Origin of the sequence: Shewanella salipaludis, assembly GCF_012911865.1 — a bacterium.
In the GTDB taxonomy this organism is placed as follows: Bacteria; Pseudomonadota; Gammaproteobacteria; order Enterobacterales; family Shewanellaceae; genus Shewanella; species Shewanella salipaludis.
The window spans coordinates 205229-230715 of the sequence record NZ_JAAXYH010000003.1; the positions used below are offsets into that span (position 1 = coordinate 205229).

General features: G+C 55.2%; 23 protein-coding genes. 9 read left to right on the forward strand and 14 right to left on the reverse strand.

Features of this window, described 5'->3' with window-relative positions; genetic code table 11:
* Nucleotides 1-49 precede the first annotated feature (49 nt).
* The 11 genes from HC757_RS06600 to HC757_RS06650 all read right to left on the reverse strand — a co-directional run bounded on the left by HC757_RS06600 (nucleotide 50) and on the right by HC757_RS06650 (nucleotide 10014).
* Complete coding sequence (locus HC757_RS06600; RefSeq protein WP_169563518.1) at nucleotides 50-493, reverse strand: TadE/TadG family type IV pilus assembly protein; 444 nt, start codon at nucleotides 491-493, stop codon at nucleotides 50-52.
* Entirely contained in the window at nucleotides 490-963 is a 474-nt protein-coding gene (locus HC757_RS06605; RefSeq protein ID WP_169563519.1) for a TadE/TadG family type IV pilus assembly protein, read from the reverse strand. Before HC757_RS06605 ends, HC757_RS06600 begins: the two co-directional genes overlap by 4 nt.
* 14 nt (nucleotides 964-977) lie before the next feature.
* Nucleotides 978-2207, reverse strand: a complete 1230-nt coding sequence (locus HC757_RS06610; protein ID WP_244623247.1) for a pilus assembly protein TadG-related protein — start codon at nucleotides 2205-2207, stop codon at nucleotides 978-980.
* A 72-nt stretch (nucleotides 2208-2279) separates the two neighbouring features.
* The gene (locus HC757_RS06615; RefSeq protein WP_244623249.1) at nucleotides 2280-2468 is read right to left on the reverse strand and encodes a hypothetical protein; all 189 of its coding nucleotides are present in this window, start codon (nucleotides 2466-2468) and stop codon (nucleotides 2280-2282) included.
* 115 nt (nucleotides 2469-2583) lie between these two features.
* Entirely contained in the window at nucleotides 2584-4014 is a 1431-nt protein-coding gene (locus HC757_RS06620; RefSeq protein WP_425313953.1) for a type II and III secretion system protein family protein, read from the reverse strand.
* Nucleotides 4015-4086: 72 nt separating this feature from the next.
* Complete coding sequence (cpaB, locus tag HC757_RS06625) at nucleotides 4087-4899, reverse strand: Flp pilus assembly protein CpaB (RefSeq protein WP_169563521.1); 813 nt, start codon at nucleotides 4897-4899, stop codon at nucleotides 4087-4089.
* 45 nt (nucleotides 4900-4944) lie between these two features.
* Nucleotides 4945-6282: an AAA family ATPase gene (locus HC757_RS06630; protein WP_244623251.1), complete on the reverse strand. Its 1338-nt coding sequence runs from the start codon at nucleotides 6280-6282 to the stop codon at nucleotides 4945-4947.
* Nucleotide 6283: 1 nt separating this feature from the next.
* The gene (locus HC757_RS06635; protein ID WP_169563522.1) at nucleotides 6284-6859 is read right to left on the reverse strand and encodes an A24 family peptidase; all 576 of its coding nucleotides are present in this window, start codon (nucleotides 6857-6859) and stop codon (nucleotides 6284-6286) included.
* Between the two features lie 91 nt (nucleotides 6860-6950).
* Nucleotides 6951-7145 carry a Flp family type IVb pilin gene (locus HC757_RS06640; protein WP_169563523.1) on the reverse strand — a complete coding sequence of 65 codons (195 nt, stop codon included), beginning with the start codon at nucleotides 7143-7145 and terminating at the stop codon, nucleotides 6951-6953.
* 882 nt (nucleotides 7146-8027) lie between these two features.
* The gene (locus tag HC757_RS06645; protein ID WP_169563524.1) at nucleotides 8028-8429 is read right to left on the reverse strand and encodes a helix-turn-helix domain-containing protein; all 402 of its coding nucleotides are present in this window, start codon (nucleotides 8427-8429) and stop codon (nucleotides 8028-8030) included.
* A 4-nt stretch (nucleotides 8430-8433) separates the two neighbouring features.
* Nucleotides 8434-10014, reverse strand: a complete 1581-nt coding sequence (locus HC757_RS06650) for a L,D-transpeptidase family protein (RefSeq protein ID WP_169563525.1) — start codon at nucleotides 10012-10014, stop codon at nucleotides 8434-8436.
* A gap of 296 nt (nucleotides 10015-10310) precedes the next feature.
* Here HC757_RS06650 and HC757_RS06655 point away from each other — a divergent pair, with 296 nt between their 5' ends.
* From HC757_RS06655 to HC757_RS06690, 8 genes are all read left to right on the forward strand, one after another.
* Entirely contained in the window at nucleotides 10311-10589 is a 279-nt protein-coding gene (locus HC757_RS06655) for a hypothetical protein (protein ID WP_169563526.1), read from the forward strand.
* A 126-nt stretch (nucleotides 10590-10715) separates the two neighbouring features.
* Complete coding sequence (locus tag HC757_RS06660) at nucleotides 10716-12818, forward strand: sulfatase-like hydrolase/transferase (protein WP_169563527.1); 2103 nt, start codon at nucleotides 10716-10718, stop codon at nucleotides 12816-12818.
* A 93-nt stretch (nucleotides 12819-12911) separates the two neighbouring features.
* On the forward strand, nucleotides 12912-14711 hold the full coding sequence (locus tag HC757_RS06665; protein WP_169563528.1) for a glycosyltransferase family 39 protein: 1800 nt from the start codon (nucleotides 12912-12914) through the stop codon (nucleotides 14709-14711).
* Nucleotides 14712-14760: 49 nt separating this feature from the next.
* Nucleotides 14761-15864, forward strand: a complete 1104-nt coding sequence (locus HC757_RS06670) for a glycosyltransferase family 2 protein (protein ID WP_169563529.1) — start codon at nucleotides 14761-14763, stop codon at nucleotides 15862-15864.
* A 21-nt stretch (nucleotides 15865-15885) separates the two neighbouring features.
* On the forward strand, nucleotides 15886-17154 hold the full coding sequence (locus tag HC757_RS06675) for a glycosyltransferase family 4 protein (RefSeq protein ID WP_169563530.1): 1269 nt from the start codon (nucleotides 15886-15888) through the stop codon (nucleotides 17152-17154).
* A gap of 113 nt (nucleotides 17155-17267) precedes the next feature.
* Nucleotides 17268-17981 (forward strand): class I SAM-dependent methyltransferase, encoded by a 714-nt coding sequence (locus HC757_RS06680; RefSeq protein WP_169563531.1) that lies wholly within the window; start codon nucleotides 17268-17270, stop codon nucleotides 17979-17981.
* Nucleotides 17982-17994: 13 nt separating this feature from the next.
* Nucleotides 17995-18942, forward strand: a complete 948-nt coding sequence (locus HC757_RS06685; protein WP_169563532.1) for a lysylphosphatidylglycerol synthase transmembrane domain-containing protein — start codon at nucleotides 17995-17997, stop codon at nucleotides 18940-18942.
* Between the two features lie 178 nt (nucleotides 18943-19120).
* The gene (locus HC757_RS06690; protein WP_169563533.1) at nucleotides 19121-19378 is read left to right on the forward strand and encodes a hypothetical protein; all 258 of its coding nucleotides are present in this window, start codon (nucleotides 19121-19123) and stop codon (nucleotides 19376-19378) included.
* 205 nt (nucleotides 19379-19583) lie between these two features.
* Here the strand turns inward: HC757_RS06690 and HC757_RS06695 are convergent, their stop codons facing one another.
* The 3 genes from HC757_RS06695 to HC757_RS06705 all read right to left on the reverse strand — a co-directional run bounded on the left by HC757_RS06695 (nucleotide 19584) and on the right by HC757_RS06705 (nucleotide 24284).
* Entirely contained in the window at nucleotides 19584-20690 is a 1107-nt protein-coding gene (locus HC757_RS06695) for an ACP S-malonyltransferase (protein WP_244623253.1), read from the reverse strand.
* 1 nt (nucleotide 20691) lies between these two features.
* Nucleotides 20692-22962 (reverse strand): thiamine pyrophosphate-dependent enzyme, encoded by a 2271-nt coding sequence (locus HC757_RS06700; RefSeq protein WP_169563534.1) that lies wholly within the window; start codon nucleotides 22960-22962, stop codon nucleotides 20692-20694.
* A gap of 146 nt (nucleotides 22963-23108) precedes the next feature.
* Complete coding sequence (locus HC757_RS06705) at nucleotides 23109-24284, reverse strand: acyl-CoA dehydrogenase (protein ID WP_169563535.1); 1176 nt, start codon at nucleotides 24282-24284, stop codon at nucleotides 23109-23111.
* A 253-nt stretch (nucleotides 24285-24537) separates the two neighbouring features.
* Here HC757_RS06705 and HC757_RS06710 point away from each other — a divergent pair, with 253 nt between their 5' ends.
* On the forward strand, nucleotides 24538-25374 hold the full coding sequence (locus HC757_RS06710) for a LysR family transcriptional regulator (protein WP_169563536.1): 837 nt from the start codon (nucleotides 24538-24540) through the stop codon (nucleotides 25372-25374).
* The last annotated feature ends 113 nt before the right edge of the window (nucleotides 25375-25487 follow it).

Consider the following 25487-nt stretch of genomic DNA (forward strand, 5'->3'; position numbering starts at 1 on the left):
AAAAACCTTATGTTTACTATAGTATTCATTTCCTGCTTGATGATTTTATTTAGCTGCATGTCGTGGTCCCCCCGCGGAAGACACCCAGACTCTCTCTGGGCAAGGTGGTAAAAAAAGTTGGAGAATTGAGTGTCCTATATAGACCCGGTACCAAGAACTGGTGTTGATAATTGCGTATCTCTGCCCGTACCAAATAAATATCTGAACCATCGGGTGCCGAGGCATCATTGCCATTCTTATTTAAGTAGCGGATAACCAGGTTACTCGGGCCGAGATTGGGAACCAGCTCAGCGCCATTGAACAGTGCCAGGTTGTCTATGTCTGTACTGGGATGGCACACGACGGCGAGTCTGGCCGCACGTCTGGAAGCTTCCTGCAACACACTGTAGGTGTAGAGCAGGCGTCCCACTTCGATGGCGCCGAACAGGAGCAGGAAAAACACCCCGGCGACGATGGAAAATTCAACCATGTAGATACCTTTATGCTGTTTCATAATGCCGTCACCGCGTAACTGGTATTTAAGTTAAAACTCAGATCCAGGGTGTCACCCAGCCCGAAGGTATTGAAGCTATCGCCAAACAACGGCTGCCAATTGTAGCTGACCGACACCACCAGCCGCCGGCTGCCCGCTGGGGACTCGAGGATAGTCACATCGGCCGTGGATAACCCATTGAGTAAGGGAGTCCCGCCTGAAGCCATATTGCCGTACACAAGGAGATTTTTGGTTTCGGTAATGCAGTTACCACAGCCGGCATCTGTCAGGGGGTTAGGTAAATTACCCGTCTGTCTGGTATCTGCGGTACCGGCCAAGTACCTGGCGGCATCCCGCACCAGGAGGGTCAGGGTACTGTATTGATACATGGCCCGGCCAAATTCGGCGGTAGCGAATACTATGAGGAGCAATAGAGGCAGCAAGATGGTTAACTCAACCGCCGCAACTCCCTTTTGTCGCAAGAAATGCATCTCGGCCTCCTATCCTAAGAGTCTGGACTATCGGGATCTCGGTACAGGACTATGGTGTAGTTATTGCTGACGAAGTTGGGATCGATCGAGGCATTGCCTGTACCGGCACACTCCTCGACAAACTCGCCGACGATGAATGACTCCTGCCCGCCTTGATCCATGTCCTGTACCAGGAAGAAACACCCGATACTGAGCACATCGATATCGTTGCGCCCGTTGGCCAAGCCATCGCACAAGCCTATGACCACAGGCATTTCCCGCCTGCCGTTCACTTCTATGGTCGTATCTATGCAGCTGTCGATATCGTCATCGTTCAGATACTGCCCATGGGTATAGAAAGCCGCTGCCTCGTTGGCTATGTTGCCATCGGCATCGAGTGTGACTCGCTCGCCCTGACATATGTTTCTGTCTCTGGGATGATCTATGGAGTTCAGGCCGCCGCCCTGCCACTGACCGAAACGGGTATTGATCCCCTGAGAGACGGGACCGACGTTGTTGCCCGGCTCGGTTGGCACTGTGTCGCCGGCGCCGACACAGGCATCGGGCGAGTATTCCCCCGCCAAAGATTTACGCACTATGTTACCGCCTGTGCCCGACAGCGCCAGCAGCTGGAAATTCCCCGGACCTATGGTGGAACTGTCCTGCGCCGAACCGGATTTCATCGCATACAGCTTCTCGGTTTCAATGCCATAGGGCCCATTGGGATCATCCGGATCTTCGCTGGCGGCGCAGACGAGCAGGGGCACTATTTTATGGTTGCACATGATATCCGTGCTGCGACCCGCGACGGCAGAGGCCCTGAGACGCTTATTGAAACTCATGATTTGCGCCAGGAAATTGCCCTGGGCAATATTCTCCACCCTCACCCGCACATACTCGCTGCCTTCAGCCAGGGTAGGAATAAAGGGGTCCGGTAACGCGGAAAACTCGACAGATATATTACTCGTGACTTGAGTGATGTTGTAATTCGGCGCGCTGAAACTGACATGGGTTTCCAGCGCATTGTTTTCGGCGTACGCCAGATTTTGTGCCAGCATGACAACGGCAGCCTGACGCGCCTCGGCGAGCGTAGCGCCATCATCCAGGGCTTTGGCCGCATGTAAGGCCGACGCATCGACCGCATTCTGTATCCGCCCCTTATTGAGCAGCATGTCACCGCCATCCAGGGCCAGGGCGGCAACGGCAATGATTGCAAACAGCCCTATGGTGAACATCACCAGTATGGCACCAGCTTGTCGCTGCATTCCCCCGTCAATAGATACTGCCGGTCTAGGCCTAGGTTGCATGGTATTCATATCCCCCTCCAAAGACGGATATCAATTCGAAGAAATAATCGACTTACCCATATCCTTGGCGGTGGCGGGAGCCACATTGCTTTCCCTATAGGTCACCATGACCCTGCGACCATAATTTCCCTCCAGGCTGAGTACAATACCGTCGTTGCGCTCGGCCGCGCCGGGATCAAGGATCTGCACTTGTCTGACCTGGTTGTAACTCGCATCCATGGGAAAGTCATGAAGCTGGGCACAAGCAGATAGAAACAACAGCCCAGCCACTGACACACAACGACAGATCACAGTCATACTCTTAAAGAAAATAGCCATTTAACCAACCTCCACACTATAGTGAATGCCCGTATTTTTGCTGGGTCCCACTGTCTTCTGCTGTTGTGCCCGCCTCGACAGGCTCGTATGGCATATCGCCCCGCGCCTGACGGCGTTCTTTATGCGATAACTTGCCTAACAAGTAAAATTCGACATCTGACGGAGAGACGAAACCATCCGTTGGCAGTGAAATATCTTTCTTGTTGAAAGGACGAACCAGACGAGGTGTCACCAAGATCACCAATTCACTCTGGCCACTGCGGAAATTCTTGCTCGAGAACAATTGCCCCAATACGGGCACATCTCCCAAGCCGGGGATCTTATCGACATTCTCCCTCAGGGTGTCGCTTATCAAACCACTGATGGCAATGGTCTGGCCATCGGCCAATTCGACCGTAGTCGCAGTGCTGCGTTTAACCAGAGACGGGACAATCAACACGGACGAAGTCGAGTTGGCAGCAACAGAGACGGAATTGGCATTACTCAGCTCACTCACCACCACATTCAAGTTCAGGTTTATCTGCCCGGAATCCAATACCGTAGGCACAAATTTAACCCCTACACCGAAGTCCCGATATTGTATGGTCGTGCTGCCATTCTTATCGGGCACAGGAATAGGGAACTCACCACCGGATAAAAACTCTGCCGGTTGGCCGCTGAGTGCTGTGACATTGGGTTCTGCCAGTACCTTGGCCAGGCCATTCTGTTTCGCCACATCCAAGGCGAAATTCATCAAGAGATCCTTATTGATGTACTGAGCGAAGAAGCCCTTGCTGGTCACCCCACCTATGTTGGAATTAAAACCACCACCTCCGCCGACTATGCCTCCCGAGAGATGCGAGCCCTGATTGAATATCAAGAATTTGGAATCGAACTGCCGAGCGACCTCACGTTGCACCTCTGCGACGACGACTTCAAGCATCACCTGATGACCACCGCCTATGGTCATCATGTTAAGCACATTGCTCTTGGATTTACCTACTGTGGCGGCATCCACGTACCCCTGAGCCAATTCAACTGCAGTATTCATCTTCTGTAAATTAGAGGCTTGTCCGCTGAGCAACAACTGCCCCTGAGAGGTTTGCACCCCCAGTTTTTCACTCGGCAAAAACTCATGTAAACGTGACTTCAGGCCATTGAGGTCATGGGTGACCTCTATGTCTATCACGTTGTTCAGCACCTCATTTTCATCCCAAACCATCACATTGGTACTGCCCAGCTGCTTACCCAAGAGATACAGCTCATTGTTGGGCAAGAGTTTGATATCTGCTATGTCGGGATTGCCGACCGATACCCTGTGAACCTGCTTGGGTAGCTTGAGAACCCGGGATTTGAAGATAGGAATGAGCTTAATGTCATTCCGCCCCCCCATGGGTCCGCCCGCAAAGGCCGTACCCTGAAGTAGCATCGAGCATAAAGCCAGTAAACAGCATCCCAGCTTCATCATATTGTGAATTGAACGCGGCATGGTGCACTCCTTTTTAAACTCTCTTGTTGTCGCCCATAAACCCTGAAATGATCAGTTTTCCAATTTAACCTCTTGCTCGCGTACCCCTCTCAGCAAGTAGACCTTCTCTCTCCCCTTGGGTGCCGGAACATAAACCACTCTTTCCACGGGTTTGGGATCTGTGACTTTTGCTGCAACCGGCTCCGGCGGCTTATTCATGTCGGCCAAACTCACCTCGGTTTCATCGTTGGGATTTCTCAGCGCCAGCTGCAAAGACCCACGCCCCTCGGCGATCATCAGGATTTCAGCCTGTTTCAGGTTCAATTCCAAGGTGACGGCCCGCACCAGTACAGGCTTATTCTCATCATTCGATGCACGCTGATCTATGGCGAGGATTTTGACATTCGACAGCACCACGTCAGTCTTAAAGCCGTCATTCTTATATAGGTTAATGACGTCGACACGATTACCGGGTAACAGAAAACCTGCCACCCCGACCACATCATTGACCCTAATGGTTACCGCACGCATTTGTGGTTTAATCAGGCTCGCCAGGGTACTGCCCTCACCCTTCTTGGTCAGCCTTTCTTCCCGCAATACTTCGCCCTGATACAGCTTCTGATTGACCACTTTGCCTTCGGCATCCTCAAGCTTTCTCACCGACCCCAGGGGCACCAGAGACTCAGGCACAGGTGTCACGGCAAGGTGTTTTCTTTCTATGATGGTGCCCATGGGAACCATAGTCGCCATGGTGATGACGTTACTCGTCTGTTCTGTGGTTGCACTATTGCCGCTATTTGACTTCAACCAGTTTTGCGCCAGATAAACGGCAAACACGCCAAAGACCAGCGACAAGAGAACAAATAAGATGGTTTTGTTGTTCATAATGAGCTCCTTTCGTTTAACGACTGGATGCAGTCATCAATAACGCTAAACAAAATATATTGACCATGCCGAATCGATCAGGGATTGAGTCACCACGGGTTCATATCTCATGAAATGAATTTGGTCTGACATAATTCCCAACAAATCCCTTGGATAACACGGAATCAGCGGACGTTCATAACGCTTGTGATATTCAAGAAGTAAGTATTGAAACACTTCTTCACTGCAACTCAGGCCCAAGTCCTGGCAAACCTGAAACCAAATCTGTCGATATAAGTCTTGATCTAAGGCATCGAAATGAATTTTGTAGCCCAAGCGTCGCAGGAACGCCTCATCCACTAATTCCTTGGGATCAAGGTTAGTAGAGAAAAGCAAGATAAGCTCAAATGGAATTTCAAAATGTTCACCCGACTGCAGGCTTAAAAAATCCCTGCGCTCTTCCATAGGAATGATCCAGCGATTAAATAGTTGTTTGGCGCTGATACGCTGCCGTCCGAGGTCATCGAGTAATAAGATGCCATTGTTCGCTTTTAATTGCAGGGGGGCCATGTAAGTGCGGCTGTGAGTATCGAATTGCACCTCAAGCATTTCAGATGTCAATTCACCACCCGTTATCCGCAACGGCCTATGGCACCGAATCCACCTGGGATCATGTCCCTTGGCCAAGTCCAGGGGGTTCAATTTTCTTTCATCTTTCACACTGTGATGCAGCTCAGGATCGAATACCTGAATGATCTCGTTGCCTATTGCCAAAGCATAGGGGATAAGGACATCGTCGCCGATAGTAAGGTTGAGGTGCCGGCATAGATAACTCTTCCCGGTTCCCGGTGGGCCATAGATGAGTACCGGACGACTCGAATTCATCGCCGGGCCTATCTTATAGAGCAGCTCCTTGGGCAGTACCAAGGCCTTCAGCCCTTGAGCCAACATCTCATAGGTGATGGGATTGGCCCGGCTCGATTGCAGCTTACAGACAGGAATATATTGTTTCAGCGGTATTGGGGCTAACCCCAGATAACCATTGCGGGCAAAGGCTTGTTTGGCATGGATTTCCCCCGCAAGGCTCAAGGCATAACGCATCTGGCCATCCGCTGTGGTTTGGCGGTTTTCAACCCAGCCAAGTTTCTTGGCGGTATCCAATAACGCTTGCAGTATCCCACCTGTGACGCCGATTTTGGCAACCATTTGCTCTTTGGTCAGCACACCCGAGGTGAATATATGTTTAGCCACCAGATCCAGTAACAAAGACTCGGACAGTCCGGTATCGGCCATGGTTGTCGGCCGGGGCGCCAACTGAGTCGCATCCAAGGACGGCTGTGACTGAGGGTTTATTTGATAGAGAGGTGTTTTTTCTGAATTTGTTCCTGGGCTGGATTGCAACATATCATGCCCCCAAAGTACCAAAATATTGATTCAATTCAACATAAAGACCGACCACCTGATTATCCAGGGAACAGGCCCAAATCCAGCCTAGCGCGAGGGCCGGTGCATAAGGCACTTTCTGCCCCGCCGCTTCCCCGGGTTCGGGTCGAAAATAAGTTCGGCAATAGACACAATACCAATAGCGCTTGAGTGTCTTGACCAGGCCGGAGAAACCCGTCTTCCACATGATCAACATCAGGCTGGTAATAGCGCCGGCCGCCACGCCGTATGCCAGACTCCAGAATAATAACTGGGGGCCCATCAGGGCACCTATTCCCATCATGAGTTTCACGTCTCCCGCCCCCAGGATGCGTATTGCGAAAACAGGGAACAAAACCACAAATGCCAGCGCAAAACCCAAACTTGCCAACAAGACACCCTGCAGCTGGGCAAAGTAGCCATTGATGGCAAAACCACAGAAGATAGCCCACAGACATAAGGCATTGGGAATTTTCTCTCTGGAAAGATCGAAGCCTATGGCCAGGATGAAGAATAGGCCAGAGAGCAATAGCTGTAGTGTTAATTGGGGATCACTCATGACAGTTTATATCCCTATTCCTGTCTCAGTCATCTGACTGAGATAATACCCAGACCGAGGACCGGTCCGGGTATTATGGGAGGCTATCTAACTAAGGTGCACAATTAGTGCTGACACCATTTACGGCAGAAGCTAAACATTCGATTTTTGCTGTCGCATTTTCACCCAAGAGATTAAATGCAGCGATCATTCCTCCGACAACCAGCCCCCCCGCAATCGCGTATTCCACTGCGGTCAGACCGCTTTCGTCTTCAACAAATTCTGTCAGTAAATTTTTAAGATTCATAACCGTTATCTCCTAACGACAAGATGCAGCACGTACCGAGATAACCGAGTAACACTCATATTTTGAATGACGCTCTTCTAGGGCTCACTCATATGCTACTCAATACTCTTTTCCGTGTAGTCCAAATTAGTCAACATGCATAACATCATCTTCCATCGTTCCATCGACCTCACCTTCCATCGGCTAGCCTGCCAACCTCAACAACACCTTAACTGCCCACTCAATATGAACGCTAAAGCTGTACTTAAAGGTAGCAAAGCCAATCAACTTACTTTGTATTGATTAAATTAGTGCCCTATCTGTTGTCTGGTGACAAAATACCGACCAGAGATACGATTTACAATGCAAGCCATTATATTAATAGGAAGTTTTATATCGTGGCGGGCGATAACGCCACGAAACAGGACAGGCCATTCCAGCCGACAGTGAACACAGTTAAAATATAGGCTATTGATATTAAATTAAAAAAATATCGAAGCCCAGTCAGAGCAACTCAAGCCCTTGCAAGTTAAAAATTTGTAAACAGAAGCAAAATCAGGCCACTTTATTAATCAGTAATTCATGTTGAACAAAAGCATCCAAAGGATTAATTCCTTGTTTCACAATATTAATTCTCATTCAGAAACTATGGCCTGATGTTGGCTCACAAGGATGGACTTGCAAACAGACTCCAAAACAAGGAAACAAGAGAGATAAAAAGGAGGCGAACCGAGCTTAGATATCACCCGGGCCCTAGGTGAAAACATTAACATGGGATGACGACTGCCTGGCCATAGAGCTTAAGGCTTAAGCCTTAAGTGAACGGCATAAATTGAGAAGATTAGGCTCTGGCATCAAAAATAAGCCGGGCAAAAAACCGTCGGCAGACTCAACAACCTAGCTTCAAGACAAGCCCAGACGGCTTAAAATACGGTAGACGCTCGATATTTCATAGTCGATACCGAATGAAGATGAAATGTATGCTTTGATTTCGGGCCCACCGATCTTGTCTTTATCCATTTTCTTCAATCTTTTGGTCACATAAGCAGACAACTGCGACTCTTGTTCCGGCGTCAGGAAGGGAGGCCGCCCCGAATGCTTCTTATCCTTTAGCCCTTTCAAACCATGGGACAGATAACTGCTTATCCATTTATTGACACTGGTGCGACTGACTTTTAAATAAGCGGCTATCTGATAGCGGGACTTGCCATCATGAAAATGCAGCAAGGCTAACAGTTTCAACCGCATTCGGGCGTTCTTCTCTTTGCGAATGAGTTGCGTGAGCTCCTTGGCCTGAACTTCCATAGCCTCATCCTTTATGATCTAAATGATAGATATCGGGGCGGATCTGCAGCACTCCGGCATCATCGACCCAAGTCGTGTGATAGGTGATATACACTGGCATAGGTCTGGGCAGGTTAAAGTCACTTGGATGCTGCTGAGCCGCCAAATTATCGATAACGGCCGCATTCAGTGCGGCATTTTTTCGCAGCAAATACTTTAACAGAGCCTGTGGTTGTTCGAGACGGATACAGCCATGGCTCAGGGCGCGGTTGCGCTTGCGAAATAGCGACTTCACCGGCGTATCATGCAGATAAATGGCATTGGTATTGGGAATGGAAAATCTCAGCTTGCCGAGCGCATTTCTCGTGCCCGGCGCCTGAACCAACTGGTATTCCGACAAATGCCCGGCTATCTGACTGGCCGACATATCGGCGAGCGGGAGCACCTGGGCCTCATTAGCTCTTGGCTTGCGCAACTCGAAGCCCTGACTCGATAAATACCCGGGCTCCCGGCTATTTTTGGGTATCAGTTCACCATAGATGATGCTGGCCGGCGGGGTCCAGGTCGGATTGAGGGTAAAACGGGTCAAATGCGTCGTAAACTGAGGGGTTGGGGTAGATGATTTGCCCACTATCACCTTCATGCTCATCACCTCTACGGCGCTGTCGATGACATCCAACCTGAACGCCGGGAGATTGATCCACAGATAGTCCTCGGGCAAGGCGGGGAGTTCAAGCCAACGCCAAAGATTGGCTTGCATCTGTGAGATGCGTGCCTCGGGAGGGGTATTCAATGCCTGCAGCGTGGCGCCGTCGAGCTCGCCATTTATCGCCAATCCATGCCTTTGCTGGAAATGTTTTATCGCCGAGACCAGAGCCGGCTCATAGATAGCCTCCCGATACGCATCCGCCTCTGCCGCGGCCAGATCTCCCAGCTGGCGTAACATCCACCTGAGCTTAGCAATCTGTGGCGATCTCTGTCCCAACTTGAACTCCAGCTGTTCCAGCGAAGGCCAAACATAGCGGGTCATGTCCCGATAGCGCCTGATCATCTGCCGCAGCCGGGTCACTTCCCCTGGCTGTGGCAACATTTGCTTGATGAAGGACGGCAGCTGTCCTTGGCTGGCTTTGAGCCTCAGCGCCTGAGGCGTGAGTGGCACATCCAGACCGCGCTCCCTGGCGACGCTATTGAGCAGGGTCAGAAACAGCCGAGTATAACTGGCATCCAACTCGGCCGTGGCAGCGGCGCCAACCCCGGGTCTGGTTTCCTGTGACGATGACGGTATCGAGCCCAGATCTTCGGCCCAAGACAAGAGCTCAGAGGTCAAGGCCTTGGGCCCATTGCCATCGAACCAGAGCAAACTCTGCGCTGCGTGAGTTTCCTGTGCCGATGACACTGCATTGACGGCCTGGTTTGCCGCCAGCGCAGTGCAATGACCAAGAAGGCAAGCGAGAGCGAGCCAAAGACCAGGGCATCGCCGCCCCACGACCTTGCCATGACTGAGCGCCAACGGCGAGGCATGCAGCCATTGCCGACAGGGCCGCGCCTGCTGCCTGGAGGAAAGAGTGCCGGATATGCCTGTCACTGAGCTGGTCTTTGTATCCATAATTCCCGTCTGCTCAAACAAATAACCGAATAAAACGGCGAGCCCCAATAACTCAAAAGACGCATTGCAACCCAATTCAGGGGCGAGTCATGGGCAAGGCTCGTGTAGCAAGCTTGTATAAAGCTCTAGTACAAAACCAGGCCAACGACAACTCGGGAGAGCGGCTCAGCCCCTTGGCCACGCCGATATTTTTTAGTCCAGGGAAAATTCATGACTATACTTTTTAAGTGTTGCCATTCGATGGTTTAGCTTGTCCACCACAGGATTGGCGTTAGACGAAGGGAGTTGTGAGTGACATGAAGCTAAGCAAAACACATTCAGCACAAATCATTCTGACACTCATCATCTTGCTCTTGTTTGCCGTCATACTCTTCCCAGCCTGGAGCCTTGTAAACGCCCGCTTCGCGGTGCAATCGGAACGGGAATCCGGGGCCACATTGGCGGAGCGTTATCTCATTCTGGGAGACTGGCCATCGGGCCGGGGTGAAGATGCATTGCGCCACTACGGCGATTTCCAGGTGCATGACGACGCCCAACCCCATGACCCCATGGCAGCTGAGGATAATGGTGACTAGGAGTCATGGCAGCTAAAAAATATGGCCTGGGCCAAGATGATAGGCTCACAGAGGCACACCAAGTACAGGAAGAGCAGGACATGCAGGAAGCGCAGGAATGAAGGGATGAGTCGGGGGACATAACACATGCCGGAAACCCAGAGCCAAGCAGCACAGATCTCGCTGATGCGTACCTACCTGAGAACGCTGGCATTCATGCTGTTTCTATTAGTCATTCTGTTCAATTACAAACACTTGATACAATACTACTCCGCCTTTTCGCTCGCCAATGCCATGACACGCCTGGACCCGGAGCAGCTGTTGAGCGAGGGGCTCATCCTGGATATCGGCTATTTCCTTGGGGTCGTCATAGTGCTGCATGCCTGTTGGGCCGCCGTCATCACCCTGTCCTGTCGTCCCTGGTTCAAGCTGATCCGCAATGAGAATATCAAGACCCAGATCTGGCTGGTCCTGCTCCTGCTGCACCTGATACTGGCGTTGGCGGCAAACTCCTACTTTTACCCAACCTCCCTGTTAGGCATCTTCCGCGGCACCCCTCTGGCCAGCGCGCCCTTCATCGGCTTGCTGGCCAGTCTGTTGGCGGCCAATTTCCTCTATGGCCTCATAGGCAGCCTCTACGCCTCATTGGGCATAACCAGAGTGAACACACTGCTCGCATCCATGCTGCTGCTCACGGCCCTGCTCTCAATCAATAGCCCCAAGAGTGGTAACAGCACCGCCAGCCAGACGCCGAATATCTTCATCATAGGCATAGATGCCTTGCGTCCGGATCATCTGGCCTATCGGGGAGGAGATAGCAAACTGGCCCCCAATCTCAATGCCCTGCTCGCCAAGGCCACTGTCTATAACAAGGCATATACCCCCCAGGGGCGCACCTATGTCGCCTGGATGAGCATCCTGTCCGGCCAATACCCGACCACCAATGGCGCCAGATTCAACCTGGCACCGCCCGAGTTGGTAGAGCACAAGTTCCCGCTGTTGAGCGAATTATCGGCCCTTGGCTATCAGACCAGCTACGCCATGGATGAGCGGCGCTTCAATCAAATAGATGAAGACTATGGCTTCGATATCAGCATAGGCCCCAAAATCGGTGCCGCCGATGCCGTCATCGCCAGCCTCGCCGATCTGCCACTGGTCAATCTGCTGAGCAATACCCTGGGCTCCCGCTATCTATTCCCTTATCTGTTTATCAACAGGGCCTATGGCAAGGCCTATGATCCCGAGGTTTTCAACCATGAGGTCCTCTCCGGGCTCGCCATGGACAGGCCCAATTTCCTGGCGATCCATTTCTGCCAGCTGCATTGGCCCTTCACCTCGAAAGACTTTGTCGAACTCGAACCTGCCCGCTGGGATGGCAACTACAACCACTATATGTATCAACAAATGCTCAAGAAGGTCGACAGGCAAGTGGCTGACTTTATCCAGGGGCTGGCGCGGCTTGGGCTGCTGGACAATGCCCTTGTGTATCTGCTGTCGGATCATGGCGAGGGCTTCATGCTGTCACAGGATAGACTCATGGCCGCTACCTCGGCGGACAAGGCGTCCCAGAGTCATGGGAAGCTCAAGGTGGCCGCCTGGGGTCATGGCACCAATCTCCTGGCTCAGGAGCAATCGGATGTACTGCTGGCCCGGCTGAGATACCGTAACGGCCGGGTCGTGAGTGCTCCACAGCGAGTGGATGGCCTCTTCTCCCTGGTCGATCTGGCACCCAGCATATTCAAGGAGCTCGGCCTGGGGGCAAAATCCAAGGCGGCCAAGTTCGACGGTGAGCCGCTGCCCAGACCATGGATGCCCAAGGATCTGGAGCGCAAAATCTATGTCGAGTCCTCTATTCCCGTGCGTTCAGTCAATGCCAGCTTCATAGATGAGAAGCGGGTCCTGTCGGAGACGGCTTCATTCTATGAAGTCAGGGATAATGGCAGGGCCGTGATGAAACCCGAGGATTACAAGCTCAGTATCGCCCTGAAACAGAGGGCGGTTTACTACCGCCAGTGGCAACTGACCCTGCTTCCCAAGGAAGACAGGCTCATACTGGTCGACACCCAAGCCAAGAATTGGCAGAGCCTGGCCGATTACCGGGGGGCAGCCCCCTGGCGCGAGATGCTGGCCGCCCTGTGTGCTCACTATGCCAAGGACCCAGGCTTTCCCGGGCCGAGGCAATGTGTTGACAAGTATCTGGCGAGCAACCTGGGCGGCGCGGCGCGGCAAGCCCCCGGCTCTCCGCCTTAACGGCCAGAGCCTTAACACCCAGCGCCTCAATATAAGCGATAAGCGCCTTAACATGAGCGGCCACCCGATAGACACAGCCACCAGGAAGCAGACATGGACACATTCGAAAGCGGCGCCAGGCTCCCGGCATGCGAGCCGACGGCAAGCAGTGCGCTCCGGGTCGGGCGCCAGGAGCATACTCAGGTCAAGCTGCTGCTCGGCTTGCTCGGACTGGCCTTCGGCGCCCGCTTATTTGTCGCCTTTCGCTATGAAATAAATTGGGATGAGTTTTACTTCTTGTCGCTCATCTATCGATATCTGGATGGCGAGCTGTCCAGCGGCTTGCAGACATTTCATGTGCGACTCTTCACTTGGATACGCTGGTTAGGCGGCGATGAAGTAGAGCAGATAATACTGCTCAGGCTATTGATGTTGGGCCTGCAACTGCTGACCTGCGGCTTCATCTACCGTATCTGTCGCCGCTACACGGGCCCTGCCGCCGCCCTGTTCGCCGTGCTGGCCTACGCCTCTGTGTCCTACAATGTCAGGATGGGCGCGAGTTTCAGGGCAGATCCTCTGGTGACTTGCTGCTTGATGGCCAGCCTGGATTGGCTGCTCGCCAAAAAATCCGGGCTCACCGCCTACCTGCTGGCCGGTGCCGCAACCGCATTGGCGCTGCTGCTGACGCTCAAGTCGGCCCTGTATCTGCCGACGCTGGGCATCATAATGCTGGTCCCGATACTGACCTCGGCCAAGCCCAAAACCGCCGTCTTCAGGCTCCTGGCCTTTAGTCTGGCGGGACTGGTTATCTTCTGGCTGCTCTATCTTTATCACAGGACAGGAGTCAATGTCATAGACGCAGACAAAGATGTTTCCATGCTGGCCAACAGCTTCGACAAGACGGTCAAACACCCAGGCCTGCTCCCCAGGAAACGCTATCTCTTCCGGAGTTTCATCCTGGATATGGCCTATTGGTTGACTCTGCTCTACGGCGTCAGGCATGTCTTGGCCGCCATGGTTAACGGGCCGAAGGCGGCCCGGATCAGGGGCTGCATACTGCTGGCCTTGCTCTTGCCATTGGCCTCAGTGTTGTTTTATCGCAATGCCTTCCCCTATTTTTACGCCTTCATCTTGGCGCCGGCCAGCCTACTATGCGCCATCGCCTGGGATAGCCTGGGGAAACAAACAGACATGCGCGCGGCACCAAATGCGAGAGAAGAGAGAGAAGCGAGAGAGGCAAATATCATCAAGGGCCTGGTGCTGCTCGGCCTAGGCATCAGCCTAATAGGCAATGGCCTGGTGCTGCCGCAAACCCGGAATCTGGATCGCCAACGGCAACTCCTGGCCCTGGTCCACAGGGCATTTCCAGCTCCGACAACTTATTTGGATCGCTGCGCCATGGTCGCCTCCTACCCCAGAGTGGGATTCTTCATGAGCACCTGGGGGATGGACAACTATCGCCGGCAAAACCGCCCCCTGCTGGCACAGGCCATAGAAGAGCGGAAGCCTAAATTTTTCATCGCCAACCTGGGCTCGCTCGATGTCGAGCACAAGACCAACCTGAAAAGCGTGGCGGCATACCGCCTCCTGGATCCGGATCAACGGGCGCTGAGTGACAATTACATCCATCATTGGGGGGAGCTCTATGTCGCGGGTAAACGCTTTACCCTGGAGAACGCCGCCAGCGAGATACGCTTTCCCATCATCATAGACGGCCGTTACACACTCGAGAGCGAGGCCAAGGTCTCGATAGACGAGATTCGGCTTGCCCCTGGAGAGACCCTGTGGCTCGAGGCCGGAAACCACAAGATCCAAGGCGCAGCGGCCCCGGGACGCTATACACTGAGATGGGGGGAGCACTTGTATCGCCCGAGCGAGCCAGCGCCGAACACAGACATTTTCACCGGGTTCTAAAGCCTGCAATCAATACGGATAGCTAATACGGATAGCCGAGGTATGGAAGATGAAACTGATAGTGCAAATTCCCTGCTACAACGAAGCCGCCAACCTCACCTCAGTCATCGAGGCGATCCCCAGGCGCATTCCCGGCATCGACAGCATAGAAACCCTGGTCATAGATGATGGCTCCACCGATGGCACGGCCGAGGTCGCCAGAAAGGCCGGGGTGCAGCACATCATAGTCAATACCGGCAATAAAGGGCTGGCGCGCAGCTTCCATACCGGCATAGAGACCTGCCTGCACCTGGGAGCCGACATCATAGTCAACACGGACGGTGACAACCAATACTGCGGCGAAGACATAGCGCGCCTGGTGCAACCCGTCCTGGGCGGTCGGGCGGATATCGTCGTCGGCGACAGGGGCGGTTATCGCAATCCGCACTTTTCGTTTTTTAAACGCAGCCTGCAGGTGTTAGGCAGTTTCATCATTAGAAAAGCCCTGGCGCTGGACATAGCCGATGCCGTCAGCGGTTTCAGGGCGATTTCCCGCACCGCCGCCCAACAGCTCAACATAGTCTCGGACTTCAGCTACACCATAGAGATGCTGGTGCAGGCGAGCGCCAAGCGCCTGAGTGTGCAATCTGTCCCGATACGCACCAACGGTAAACTGCGCGCCTCGCGCTTATTTCGCAACATCCCCCAGTTCCTTTACCTCTCCTGCAGCACCCTGGTGCGCATCTATACCATGTACCGGCCGCTGCGGGTGTTTTTCAGCCTGGGGCTGCTGGCGGTCATCATAGGCGGCGTGCCTATCATACGCTTCCTCTATTTCTATTTTCAGGGCATGGGTGATGGCCATGTGCAATCCTTGATCCTCGGCGGCACCCTGTTGGTGCTGGGCTTCATCATACTGCTGATCGGCCTGGTGGCAGATCTCATCAACTTCAATCGCAAGCTGATGGAAAAAATGCTCTATCGCATGGAGAAACTGGAGCAAATGCTGGCCGACACCCGGGCGGACGGCTATGTTTTAATTAGCGGCAGCAATGAGATTAACAACAAGAGCAGCAAAGACTTAGATGTCCTTAAGCAGCAGGGGCCGCCGGAGTGCCGGGTCGCAGCCACGGACACAAATACAGACACACAGACAGAAGCCAATCTCAGATGATGGGCGGACTTGGGAGCAGAGATGACACAGGCACGAGCCGGCGGGCATGGGGGACATGACAAGAGACGTGTCCTCTGCGTCACCTCCAACTACCCCAGATGGGAAGGCGACAGCACCACGCCCTTTGTACAGCACTTGGCCCAGGATCTCCTGGCCTTGGGCTGGGAGGTGGATGTGCTGGCCCCCCACGCGCCGAGCGCGGCGAGCCGGGAACAACTCAATGGCATCAGTGTCGACCGCTTTCACTACCTCTGGCCCGAGCGCCTGGAGACAGTCTGTTACCAGGGAGGCGCCTTGCTGAATTTGCAAAAGAACAAGTTGAATTACCTCAAGTTACCCGCGCTGGTGTTCTTTCAATGGACGGCGATAGTCAAACGCCTGCTGTCGGGTCACTATGATCTGCTGCACTCCCACTGGATACTGCCCCAGGGATTCACAGGTGTCCTCGCCGCCAGGCCCTTTAACCTGCCCCATGTGGTAACGGTACACGGCAGCGATGCCTTCGCACTCAAGGGCGAACTGCTGAGCAAGTTTAAGGCCTTCTCCCTGATGGGCGCCGATGCTGTGACAGTCAACAGCTCGGCGACCCGGCAACAGGTGCTTGCCATCGCCCCCGAATTGACCGCACTCAGCCTGATCCCCATGGGGATAGCCCTCAACCAGCCCAACCCGGACAGGGTCGCCCAGTTGCGGCAGCAATTCCGCGGCGACCAGGGGCCGCTGTTGATCTATGTCGGGCGCCTGGTCGAGCAAAAGGGCATAGGCGACTTGCTCAGGGCCGTGGCGCTGCTGAGCCAAACGCTCACGGATTGTCGCTTGCTCATTCTGGGGGAAGGCCCCTGGCGTGATGCCTTGGTGAGCCTAGCGGACCGCCTGGGCATAAGCCAAAGAGTGAGCTTCATTGGCTGGGTTGAGCCCTCGGACGTCCCCAATTACCTCGCCGCCGCCGACATCTTCGTCGGCCCTTCGAAGCAGATGCCCGACGGCAGCACAGAAGCCCAGGGGCTGAGCTTCATCGAAGCCATGCAGGCCGGCACCCCCGTCATAGCCACGGATGTCGGCGGCATAGGGGATACGGTAAAACACGAGGAAACCGGACTCCTGGTGCCCCAAGACGATCCCGGGGCCATCGCCGGCAGCGTGTTGCGCCTGCTGTCCGAACCCCAGTTGGCAGACAAGTTAATCTTCCAGGCGAAACAAGCGACCAAACATTACACCAGAGAGGCCACGGCGGTACAATTTGCCCAGCTTTTCGACGCCATGCTCCACCACAAATCCCATAGAAGTTAAGGCTTGGCGCAAGCCTGGGCTACAGGGACAACCAGAGCACACTCGGTTTTTGCATTGAGTCTTACGGCACTCGGTTGGCTTAACAACAAGGAGCGATGAAAAGGAGCAATGAAATGACAGAACGACTCGATCTCCGGCAACGTCAAGGGCTGCACGGTGCCGACTATGTCGCTCGCTATCGCCGGAAATCACCGCTGCGATTATGCCGTCTGGTTGATTTGATGACGGCCAGCAGGAGCCAAGGGCTACAAGGTGCGGATGTTGTCGATTTCGGCTGCGGTGATGCAGTGATCGTCGAGTACATCAGAGATAAGGTAAGCACTTACAAGGGGGTCGACTTCTCGGCAGAGTTTATCCAGGTGGCCAATCAAAGAAAGGCCGCGCTGAAGGCCAGCAATGTGGATTTCAGCTGTGATTCCATAACCCATTTCGGCCGACAACATAGGGATTGTTTCGACATTGGGTTTTCTTTCGATTTAAGTGAACATGTCTATGATGATGAATGGCAAGAAATTGTAAATTCAATGTATTCCTGCCTACGTCCAGGCGGGCACCTGTATCTGCATACACCCAACGCCGATTTTCTATTGGAAATAATGAAAAAACACAATTTTTTGCTGAAACAATTCCCGGAACACATAGCGGTAAGAAACGTCCAGGAAAATTGTCACTTCCTGGCTGAGGCTGGATTTGAGGATGTCAGCGCGCAGGTTATCCCACACTATAATATTGCACGCATAGTTCACCCATTATCACTGCTGCCTTGGGTAGGCAAATACTTCCAGGCGCGCCTTTTTATTACGGCCAAGAAGCCAATGACGGCCTGACTGAGGGGGACGATTGAACACACTAGTGCGCTGCTGCGGCCTGATCCTGGTCCTGTTAACCAGTCTATTCTTTGTCAAATACGCACTGGACAACTGGTCTCTCATCGCCGGCAGCCTGATCTATGCCGATACCTTGCCCAGCGTCTTGGCCGGGCTCTTCTGCTATCTCAATGCCTTCCTGATAAGCGCCATTGCCTGGCACCTCTTGCTGCGTGCCGTCGGCGCCAGCCCCAGGCTGCCTGGGGTATTGACTGCGCTGCTGCTCTCCCAATTTGCCAAGTACCTGCCGGGCAATGTTGGCCAGCATATCAGCCGGGCAGTATTGGCCCACAAGATGGGTCTGACCAATGCCAGTATCGCGGTGACCATGGTACTGGAGATCCTGCTGGTCATACTGGCAGCCGGCGGCACCGGCCTGCTCGCCCTCTGGCTGAATAACAGCCTCCTGCTCTCCAGCCTGCCTCAGGTGGCGGCGCCCGGCAAGATCGCCCTCCTTTGTCTGCTGCCGCTGGCGCTGCTGGCCGGCCTCTGGTTGGCCAAGTCTTTCGGCCTGAAGAGACTGACCGCCAGGTTCGGGATAACGAGCGTCAGCCTGCCGAGGCCCCCCTGCCTGCTGGCTTGCTATCTGCTCTACAGTGTCAACTTCCTCATCATGGGGCTGATCCTATATCTGCTGATGGCGGCATTCGGCGGTGGGCCGGCGACGGATTTCTGGTTGTTGACCGGGGTCTTCTCCCTCGCCTGGATTGCCGGCTTCATCACCCCGGGCGCACCCGCCGGCATAGGGCTGCGCGAGGCAGTGCTGGTCGCCACCCTGGATCCCCTCTATGGCTCGGCTATGGCCTTGTCACTGGCCATAGCACTGCGCCTCATCACCACCTCGGGTGACGGCCTGGGTTTTCTCATCGGCATGGCGTTGCGGCAGTGGCTTAAACGCAACCCCAGGCGGGTCATCAACTAGCAAACGGGCATGCCATGACGGCAAAAAAATATCACCGAAATTGGCAGTCTTTCTCAATATCTTTATGAGGTTAGCGGTGCTAGATTGCTGGTGTAAATGGCACTGAATTCGAGACGGGATCCGAGCGGTTCGCATCATGGCCATTGGTTGTGGTATTCAAATAACAAAAGGAAAAATCATGAAAATTTTATCCAGCCTGCCCTTCAGCGCCAAGATCCTTATCGCCTCGGCATTGATGAGCTTTACGTCATTCGCAGCAGAAGAAGAGACCCTGCCCATGGCAACGGATGCGGATGTCGCCGAACTCACGGCAGCTTGTCAGCAGATGGCGGCCGAAGATCAGGTGGAAGACGCAGACCTGCCCCAATACCTGCTCGATTGTGTCAACGATCAGCTCACGGAAATGGGCTACCAAACACTCCCGGAACTCAAATGAGCACTCAAGTAAGCACTCGAGTGAGCACCGCGGCACCCGAGTGAATGAGGGGACCTGTCGGCTCAGGCCCTTCTGTTCAGACTATCTTGTCAAAATAGCCTGGTGCAGATAAGCGACCCGCCACACAAGAGAGGGGCATCGAATCGATGCCCCTCTTTCATTCAGGCAAGAGCCCAATCCATGGCCGGTAATGGCGGCAGCTTGGCTAAACCACAAGTTGCCGCTGTTCCTCGTTGCCCATGGCCAGCATCACGGGATCTTGCTGCTGCCGCGCCGTGAAATCCCCCTTGGCATGCCAGTCGAACCAACGTATGCCAATCAGACTCTGGGCCACAGGGCCGCCCAAGGTATTGCCAGGCCCGAGTATGATGACCTTGTCCGGGGCAAACTCTTTCACCGCCACCTGCAACGCCAGGGTGAAATCATAGGGCTCCACCACCTGATGCCCCAAGGTGTAGTCCCGCAACTTGTCGACATCCGCCCCATAGCTGGTCCAGATGCTACCGCTGCCGTCTATCAGTGGCAGCTGTGGCCGCTTGAATAGTTCGGGCCCCAGGAGGGCCAAACCTCTGGCCGAGACCCCCTGCAACAGCGGCGAGTGAAAGGCGCCATGGTTGTAGAGCCGCAGCGGATAGCGTTCATCCAGTGGCGGCAACCGCGCCTCGGCCAGCTTGAGTCCGGCCTCGTTACCCGCCAGCACCCGATAGCCGCCCAGGTAGATGGAAGTGAAGATCTCGGCGCCATCCTCGGCATTGATGTCCCTGATGCAAGCATCTATGAGTGCCGTCTTGGCCGGATCTTTCACCCAGTCGGCATCCATTTCCGGGTAGATGAGCTGGCCGCCGATCAAACCGTCCTGCATCATGGAGCCCATGGTGTTGATCAGGGTAATCGCCGCCTTGGGGTCGAGCGCACCGGCACAGGCCAGGGCGATATACCAGCCCATGGAGTTGCCCGTGACTGCGACTATCTCGTACTTGTCCCTGTCTATGTCCATGAAGTCGGCCATGGCGCAGGCATAGATGAGTGCCGAGGCATTTTCGCCTGGGGTATGCAGCTTGAAGGCATACTTGGCTGCGGCGTCCAGTTTCGCCACCCCGGGTTGTTTCTGGCTCGCCCTGTAGTCATCTATGGCGGCGATGAACTCTGTCTTGCCGCCATGAAAACGCTGCAAATAACCCAGTTCGTCTTTGTTGTAACAGCCCCGCCCCGGGGCGACCACCAGCACACGCTGGCGGGCCTTGGGCTGGCTCGTCTCAGAGCCGTCCAGGGCTTGGGCATCAAGAGTCTTGTGATTGAGAGTTCCGTTCATGCTACGCCTCCCTCTGACGTTGTTGCGGTACCGTGTTTGCCAGCAGGGCCTGCGCCGCCGCCACTATGCCGTCTTTGCCCGGCAGTGGCAGGGTTGCCGCCCCGGCCAGCGGAATGAAACTGTCTTCGGCGGTAACCCTGGCCAGCGGCGGGCACTCGGCCCCCAGCGCCTCATGCAGGCAGGTCACTATGGCTTCACTTATGGATGCCGTCCTGCGGCATTCGTCGACGATCAACACATGGCGACACTCTCTGGCGGCCGCTATGATGGCCTGCTGATTGAGCGGTGCCAACCAGCGCAGGTCCAGCACCCGCGCCGCCACCCCCTGTTCGGCCAGCAGCTTAGCGGCCTGGCGGCTGAGATAATAACCGTTGCCATAACTTATGATGCAGAGCTCTTCACCCGTGCCGTGCTGGCCCGGCGTACCCAGCGCCAAGGGGGCGGCCGCATGCTCGGGCACATAGTCGAAACTCCATAGGGCATCGCCCGCCTCATGCAGATCCCGGGTCATGTAGAGGGCGATAGGCTCGAGGAAGATCACCACCCTCTGTTCCTCCCGCGCCAGCCTGACGGACTCGCGCAGCATGGCGACGGCATCGGCGCCATTGGAGGGACAGGCGATGATGAGCCCGGGAATATCCCGGAACACGGCGAAGGAATTGTCGTTGTGGAAGTGGCCACCGAAGCCCTTCTGATAGGCGAGCCCGGCGATGCGGATCACCATGGGGTTGCTGAATTGGCCGTTGGAGAAGAAAGGCAAGGTGGCGGCCTCGCCGCGGATCTGATCTTCAGCATTATGCACATAGGCCAGGAACTGGATCTCGGGGATCGGCAGTATGCCATTGTGGGCCATGCCGATCCCCAATCCGAGGATCGAGGTCTCGTCCAGCAGGGTATTGATCACCCTGTTGGGGCCGAAACGCTCCACCAGACGTGAGGTGACATTGTATACCCCGCCCTTCTTGCCCACGTCTTCCCCGCAGACCAGCACATTGTCGAACCTGGCCATCAGCTCGGTCAGCGCCAGGTTGATCAGCTTGCCCATGTGCTGCGGCTTGCTCAGGGCCAGCTTATCCGTGCTCAGCAGCCGGCTCAGCTGTTCCTCGGTCAGGCAGGCAACCTCGGGAACCTTCGCTCTGGGCGGGATCACCCCGGCAATCACCTGCTCGGCCGTGGTCAGCTTGGGACGGGTGACGGCCTGGCGGGAAATCGCCTCTATCCTGGCTTTCAGCGTCTGGTACATGTCGACTATCTGTTCCGCCGACAGCAGGCCCGCCTGAATGAGCTGCAGGGCGCTGATCAGCAGGGGATCCTGCGCCTCGTTGTCTCTGATTTGTTGTTTCGTCAGATAGGCCACCTCGGCATCGCTGCCGGCATGGCCCATGAGGCGCACCGTGCGTACATGCAAAAACACGGGTTTGCGGTGGGTACGGGCAAAATCGGCGGCCGCTTTACTCACCTTGTAGCAGTCGAGAATGTCCCGGCCATCACAGTAGAAGTACTTGAGTTCTGGCCTGTTGCCGAAATTGGCCCGGATCCAGCCTTTTGGGGTCGGCGTCGATATGCCTATGCCATTGTCTTCACAGATGAACACCAGGGGCAGAGGCACATTCTGGTACGCGGCCCAGCAGGCGGCGTTGATGGCGGTCTGGGCACTGGCGTGGTTGGCGGAGGCATCGCCGAAATTGCACAGCACCAGGCTGTCGTAAGGCATGTTAGCCGCCAGGCCCAGGCGCTGCGTCAGTGGAATGCTCAGCGCGGCACCGACGGCCTTGGGCAGGTGCGAGGCTATGGTGGAGGTCTGCGGCGGGATCGCCAGCCGCTTGCTGCCAAGCACCTTATGGCGGCCACCCGAAATAGGATCCTCGCTGGAGGCGGCGAAGGACAACAACATGTCGTAGAGCTGGGTTTCACCTGCAAGCTGGCGTCCACGCTCTATCATGAAGGCGGCACTGCGGTAATGCAGGAAGGCCATGTCCGTCGGCCTGAAGGCCAGGCCATAGGCGGCGTTGCCCTCATGCCCCGAACTGCCTATGGTGTAGAAGCCCTGGTTGCGGCCGCGCATCTTGCGGGATTCGAGATCCAGCAAGCGACTCTTGAGCTGGGATTCGAACAGGCCGATGAAGTCGCTGTCCGTCAGTCCCAGCCGCCGGTGATCCCAGCCGTTGGCCAATTCCTGGCTCGACACCTGACTGCCTGGCCGGCGGCCAAAATCCTGCCCGAGCACACGTTCGATAAATTGCCTGTCTATCAGAGTCGCACTGTCTTCCATATTCTCGCCATCCGTCATAGGGCCATAGCTTGTCAAGAGAGCTTGCCAAGCTATGGCAGCATAGCTGCGCCCCTCATCCATCCGGGCTCGGGGCGTTTCACTCGAGGGACCGGACTCTCAGCCCGGCGCTGACCGCTCTGTGGCTATCAGCCGAAGGCCTGAATGCCCGTCTGTGCCCGGCCGAGGATCAAGGCATGCACGTCATGGGTGCCTTCATAGGTGTTGACCGCTTCCAGGTTCATCACATGGCGGATCACATGGAACTCGTCGCTGATGCCGTTGCCACCATGCATATCCCTGGCGACACGGGCGATATCCAGCGCCTTGCCGCAGGAATTGCGTTTGATCAGCGAAATGGCTTCCACCGGCAGGGTCCCGGCGTCCATCAGGCGGCCGGCTTGCAGGCAGGCCAGCAGGCCGGTGGCGATTTCCGTCTGCATGTCGGCGAGCTTCTTCTGGATCAGCTGGGTCGCCGCCAAGGGGCGATTGAACTGGATCCTGTCCAGGCTGTATTGGCGCGCCGCATGCCAGCAAAACTCGGCGGCGCCCAGCGCGCCCCAGGCGATACCGTAACGGGCCTTATTCAGGCAACCGAATGGCCCCTTGAGCCCCTCGACATTGGGCAATATCGCCGACTCGGGCACTTCGACCCCGTCCATGACGATTTCGCCGGTGATCGATGCCCGCAGGGAAAACTTGCCTTCTATCTTGGGGGCACTCAGGCCCTTCATGCCCTTGTCGAGAATGAAGCCACGAATGACCCCATCTAGCTTGGCCCAGACCACAAACACATCGGCGATGGGCGAGTTGGTGATCCACATCTTGCTGCCTGTGAGACGGTAACCGCCGTCTATGCGCTCGGCGCGGGTCTTCATGCTGCCGGGATCCGAGCCCGCATCCGGCTCTGTCAGGCCGAAGCAGCCGACCCATTCACCCGTGGCCAGCTTGGGCAGGTAGCGCATGCGTTGCGCTTCGCTGCCGTAGGCATGTATGGGGTGCATCACCAGGGAGGACTGGACACTCATGGCGGAGCGATAGCCACTATCGACCCTCTCTATCTCCCTTGCCACCAGGCCATAACTGACATAGTTGACGTTGGCACAACCATAGGCTTCCGGCAGCGTCGCCCCCAGCAGGCCCAAGGCCCCCAACTCGTTCATGATCTCCCGGTCGAAATGCTCGTTGCGGTTGGCCATCAACACCCGGCTCATGAGTTTGTCCTGGGCATATTCGTGGACGCTGTCACGTATGAGGCGTTCTTCCTCGCTGAGCAGGGAGTCGAGTTGCAGTGGGTCTTGCCAGTCGAAATGCTGTCGGGCCATGGTTATCATCCTTATCTTGGCTGAAATGTAACTGTCTAATATCGTGACTTAAGCGGCCTGTTGCATCCTGTTGCATGAAGTGCGAACGCAAGCTGCCGATAAATCAACCATTGCTTATTGGCCTAGCATAGGCATAATTTTGACTTAGGAAAAATATTCTTTTTCTCTGGCATCTATAGGTTTTACCTATAGCATTGCTGCCACCAGTCCTGGCACCATTTTGGCGCCAACAGTCCATTTGCAGGAGAGCCGGGTGAACCTCAGAGCCTTGAGTTATTTTGTCGCTGTGATAGAGAAAGGCAGCATAAGCCAGGCGGCGAAGCAGTGTTTCATCGCCCAGCCGTCGATCTCGGCCGCCATAGCCCAGCTGGAGTCTGAGCTCAATGTGCAGTTATTCCATCGCCACGGCAAGGGGGTGAGTCCGACCGAAGCCGGCATGCGTCTCTATCCCCTGGCCCAGAAATTACTCAATGACTCGCGGGCAATTCAGGCCCTGTTTACCAAGGCCGAGGCCCAAGTCCCCTTCAAGCTGGGGTTGATCCGCTCCCTCGGGGTACAGCGCATGAGCATGCTGCTCAAGGACTTCACCAACGCCTGCCCGGCCATGGATCTCACCCTGGTGGAACCGGATCAGCAGGCCGACGCCCGCATAGTGACCACCTGTGATTTGACCTCGAACGAACACTTCTTCCCCATGTGGCATGACAAATATGTGTTGGCTATCCCGCCGTCCATGAGCCTGAGCCTGAAGGGCCAGATACGCTTGCAGGATCTGCAGCAGCAGCCCTTCATTCACAGATCCCCCTGTGAGGCCCTGACGGCATTGCAGCAGCTGCTGGATCTCGAAGGCATCAGGGTGCAGGTCAGGGCCAGGATCCAAACCATAGAATATGCCGTCGGCCTGGTGGCTGCAGGTCTGGGGATCGCCCTGGTGCCTGCGCTGCCGGCGTTGCTGGAACAGCAGGAAATCGTTTTCCGACCACTGCAGGACATAGATCTGAAGCGTACCGTCGGCCTGGCCTTGCCCCAGGTGGCGGTGCTGAGCGAGCAACAGCTGGCATTACAACATCTATGCGGGCAATACAATTGAAGTTGCGGTTAAAGCTGTAACACTTTGCATCAAGCGGCAAATTGCCGCTGCCCTGGATGGCATTCGATGCTACTCTCATGAACCCTTTGTCAAGCAAGCACTAAAAGCACCTG

Coding starts and splice junctions, on each gene's coding strand:
- HC757_RS06600 (WP_169563518.1), bottom strand. CDS start 493: ATGAAACAGCATAAAGGTATCTACATGGTTGAATTTTCCATCGTCGCC.
- HC757_RS06605 (WP_169563519.1), bottom strand. CDS start 963: ATGCATTTCTTGCGACAAAAGGGAGTTGCGGCGGTTGAGTTAACCATC.
- HC757_RS06610 (WP_244623247.1), bottom strand. CDS start 2,207: ATGCAGCGACAAGCTGGTGCCATACTGGTGATGTTCACCATAGGGCTG.
- HC757_RS06615 (WP_244623249.1), bottom strand. CDS start 2,468: ATGGATGCGAGTTACAACCAGGTCAGACAAGTGCAGATCCTTGATCCC.
- HC757_RS06620 (WP_425313953.1), bottom strand. CDS start 4,014: ATGATGAAGCTGGGATGCTGTTTACTGGCTTTATGCTCGATGCTACTT.
- cpaB (WP_169563521.1), bottom strand. CDS start 4,899: ATGAACAACAAAACCATCTTATTTGTTCTCTTGTCGCTGGTCTTTGGC.
- HC757_RS06630 (WP_244623251.1), bottom strand. CDS start 6,282: ATGTTGCAATCCAGCCCAGGAACAAATTCAGAAAAAACACCTCTCTAT.
- HC757_RS06635 (WP_169563522.1), bottom strand. CDS start 6,859: ATGAGTGATCCCCAATTAACACTACAGCTATTGCTCTCTGGCCTATTC.
- HC757_RS06640 (WP_169563523.1), bottom strand. CDS start 7,145: ATGAATCTTAAAAATTTACTGACAGAATTTGTTGAAGACGAAAGCGGT.
- HC757_RS06645 (WP_169563524.1), bottom strand. CDS start 8,429: ATGGAAGTTCAGGCCAAGGAGCTCACGCAACTCATTCGCAAAGAGAAG.
- HC757_RS06650 (WP_169563525.1), bottom strand. CDS start 10,014: ATGGATACAAAGACCAGCTCAGTGACAGGCATATCCGGCACTCTTTCC.
- HC757_RS06655 (WP_169563526.1), top strand. CDS start 10,311: ATGAAGCTAAGCAAAACACATTCAGCACAAATCATTCTGACACTCATC.
- HC757_RS06660 (WP_169563527.1), top strand. CDS start 10,716: ATGCCGGAAACCCAGAGCCAAGCAGCACAGATCTCGCTGATGCGTACC.
- HC757_RS06665 (WP_169563528.1), top strand. CDS start 12,912: ATGGACACATTCGAAAGCGGCGCCAGGCTCCCGGCATGCGAGCCGACG.
- HC757_RS06670 (WP_169563529.1), top strand. CDS start 14,761: ATGAAACTGATAGTGCAAATTCCCTGCTACAACGAAGCCGCCAACCTC.
- HC757_RS06675 (WP_169563530.1), top strand. CDS start 15,886: ATGACACAGGCACGAGCCGGCGGGCATGGGGGACATGACAAGAGACGT.
- HC757_RS06680 (WP_169563531.1), top strand. CDS start 17,268: ATGACAGAACGACTCGATCTCCGGCAACGTCAAGGGCTGCACGGTGCC.
- HC757_RS06690 (WP_169563533.1), top strand. CDS start 19,121: ATGAAAATTTTATCCAGCCTGCCCTTCAGCGCCAAGATCCTTATCGCC.
- HC757_RS06695 (WP_244623253.1), bottom strand. CDS start 20,690: ATGAACGGAACTCTCAATCACAAGACTCTTGATGCCCAAGCCCTGGAC.
- HC757_RS06700 (WP_169563534.1), bottom strand. CDS start 22,962: ATGGAAGACAGTGCGACTCTGATAGACAGGCAATTTATCGAACGTGTG.
- HC757_RS06705 (WP_169563535.1), bottom strand. CDS start 24,284: ATGGCCCGACAGCATTTCGACTGGCAAGACCCACTGCAACTCGACTCC.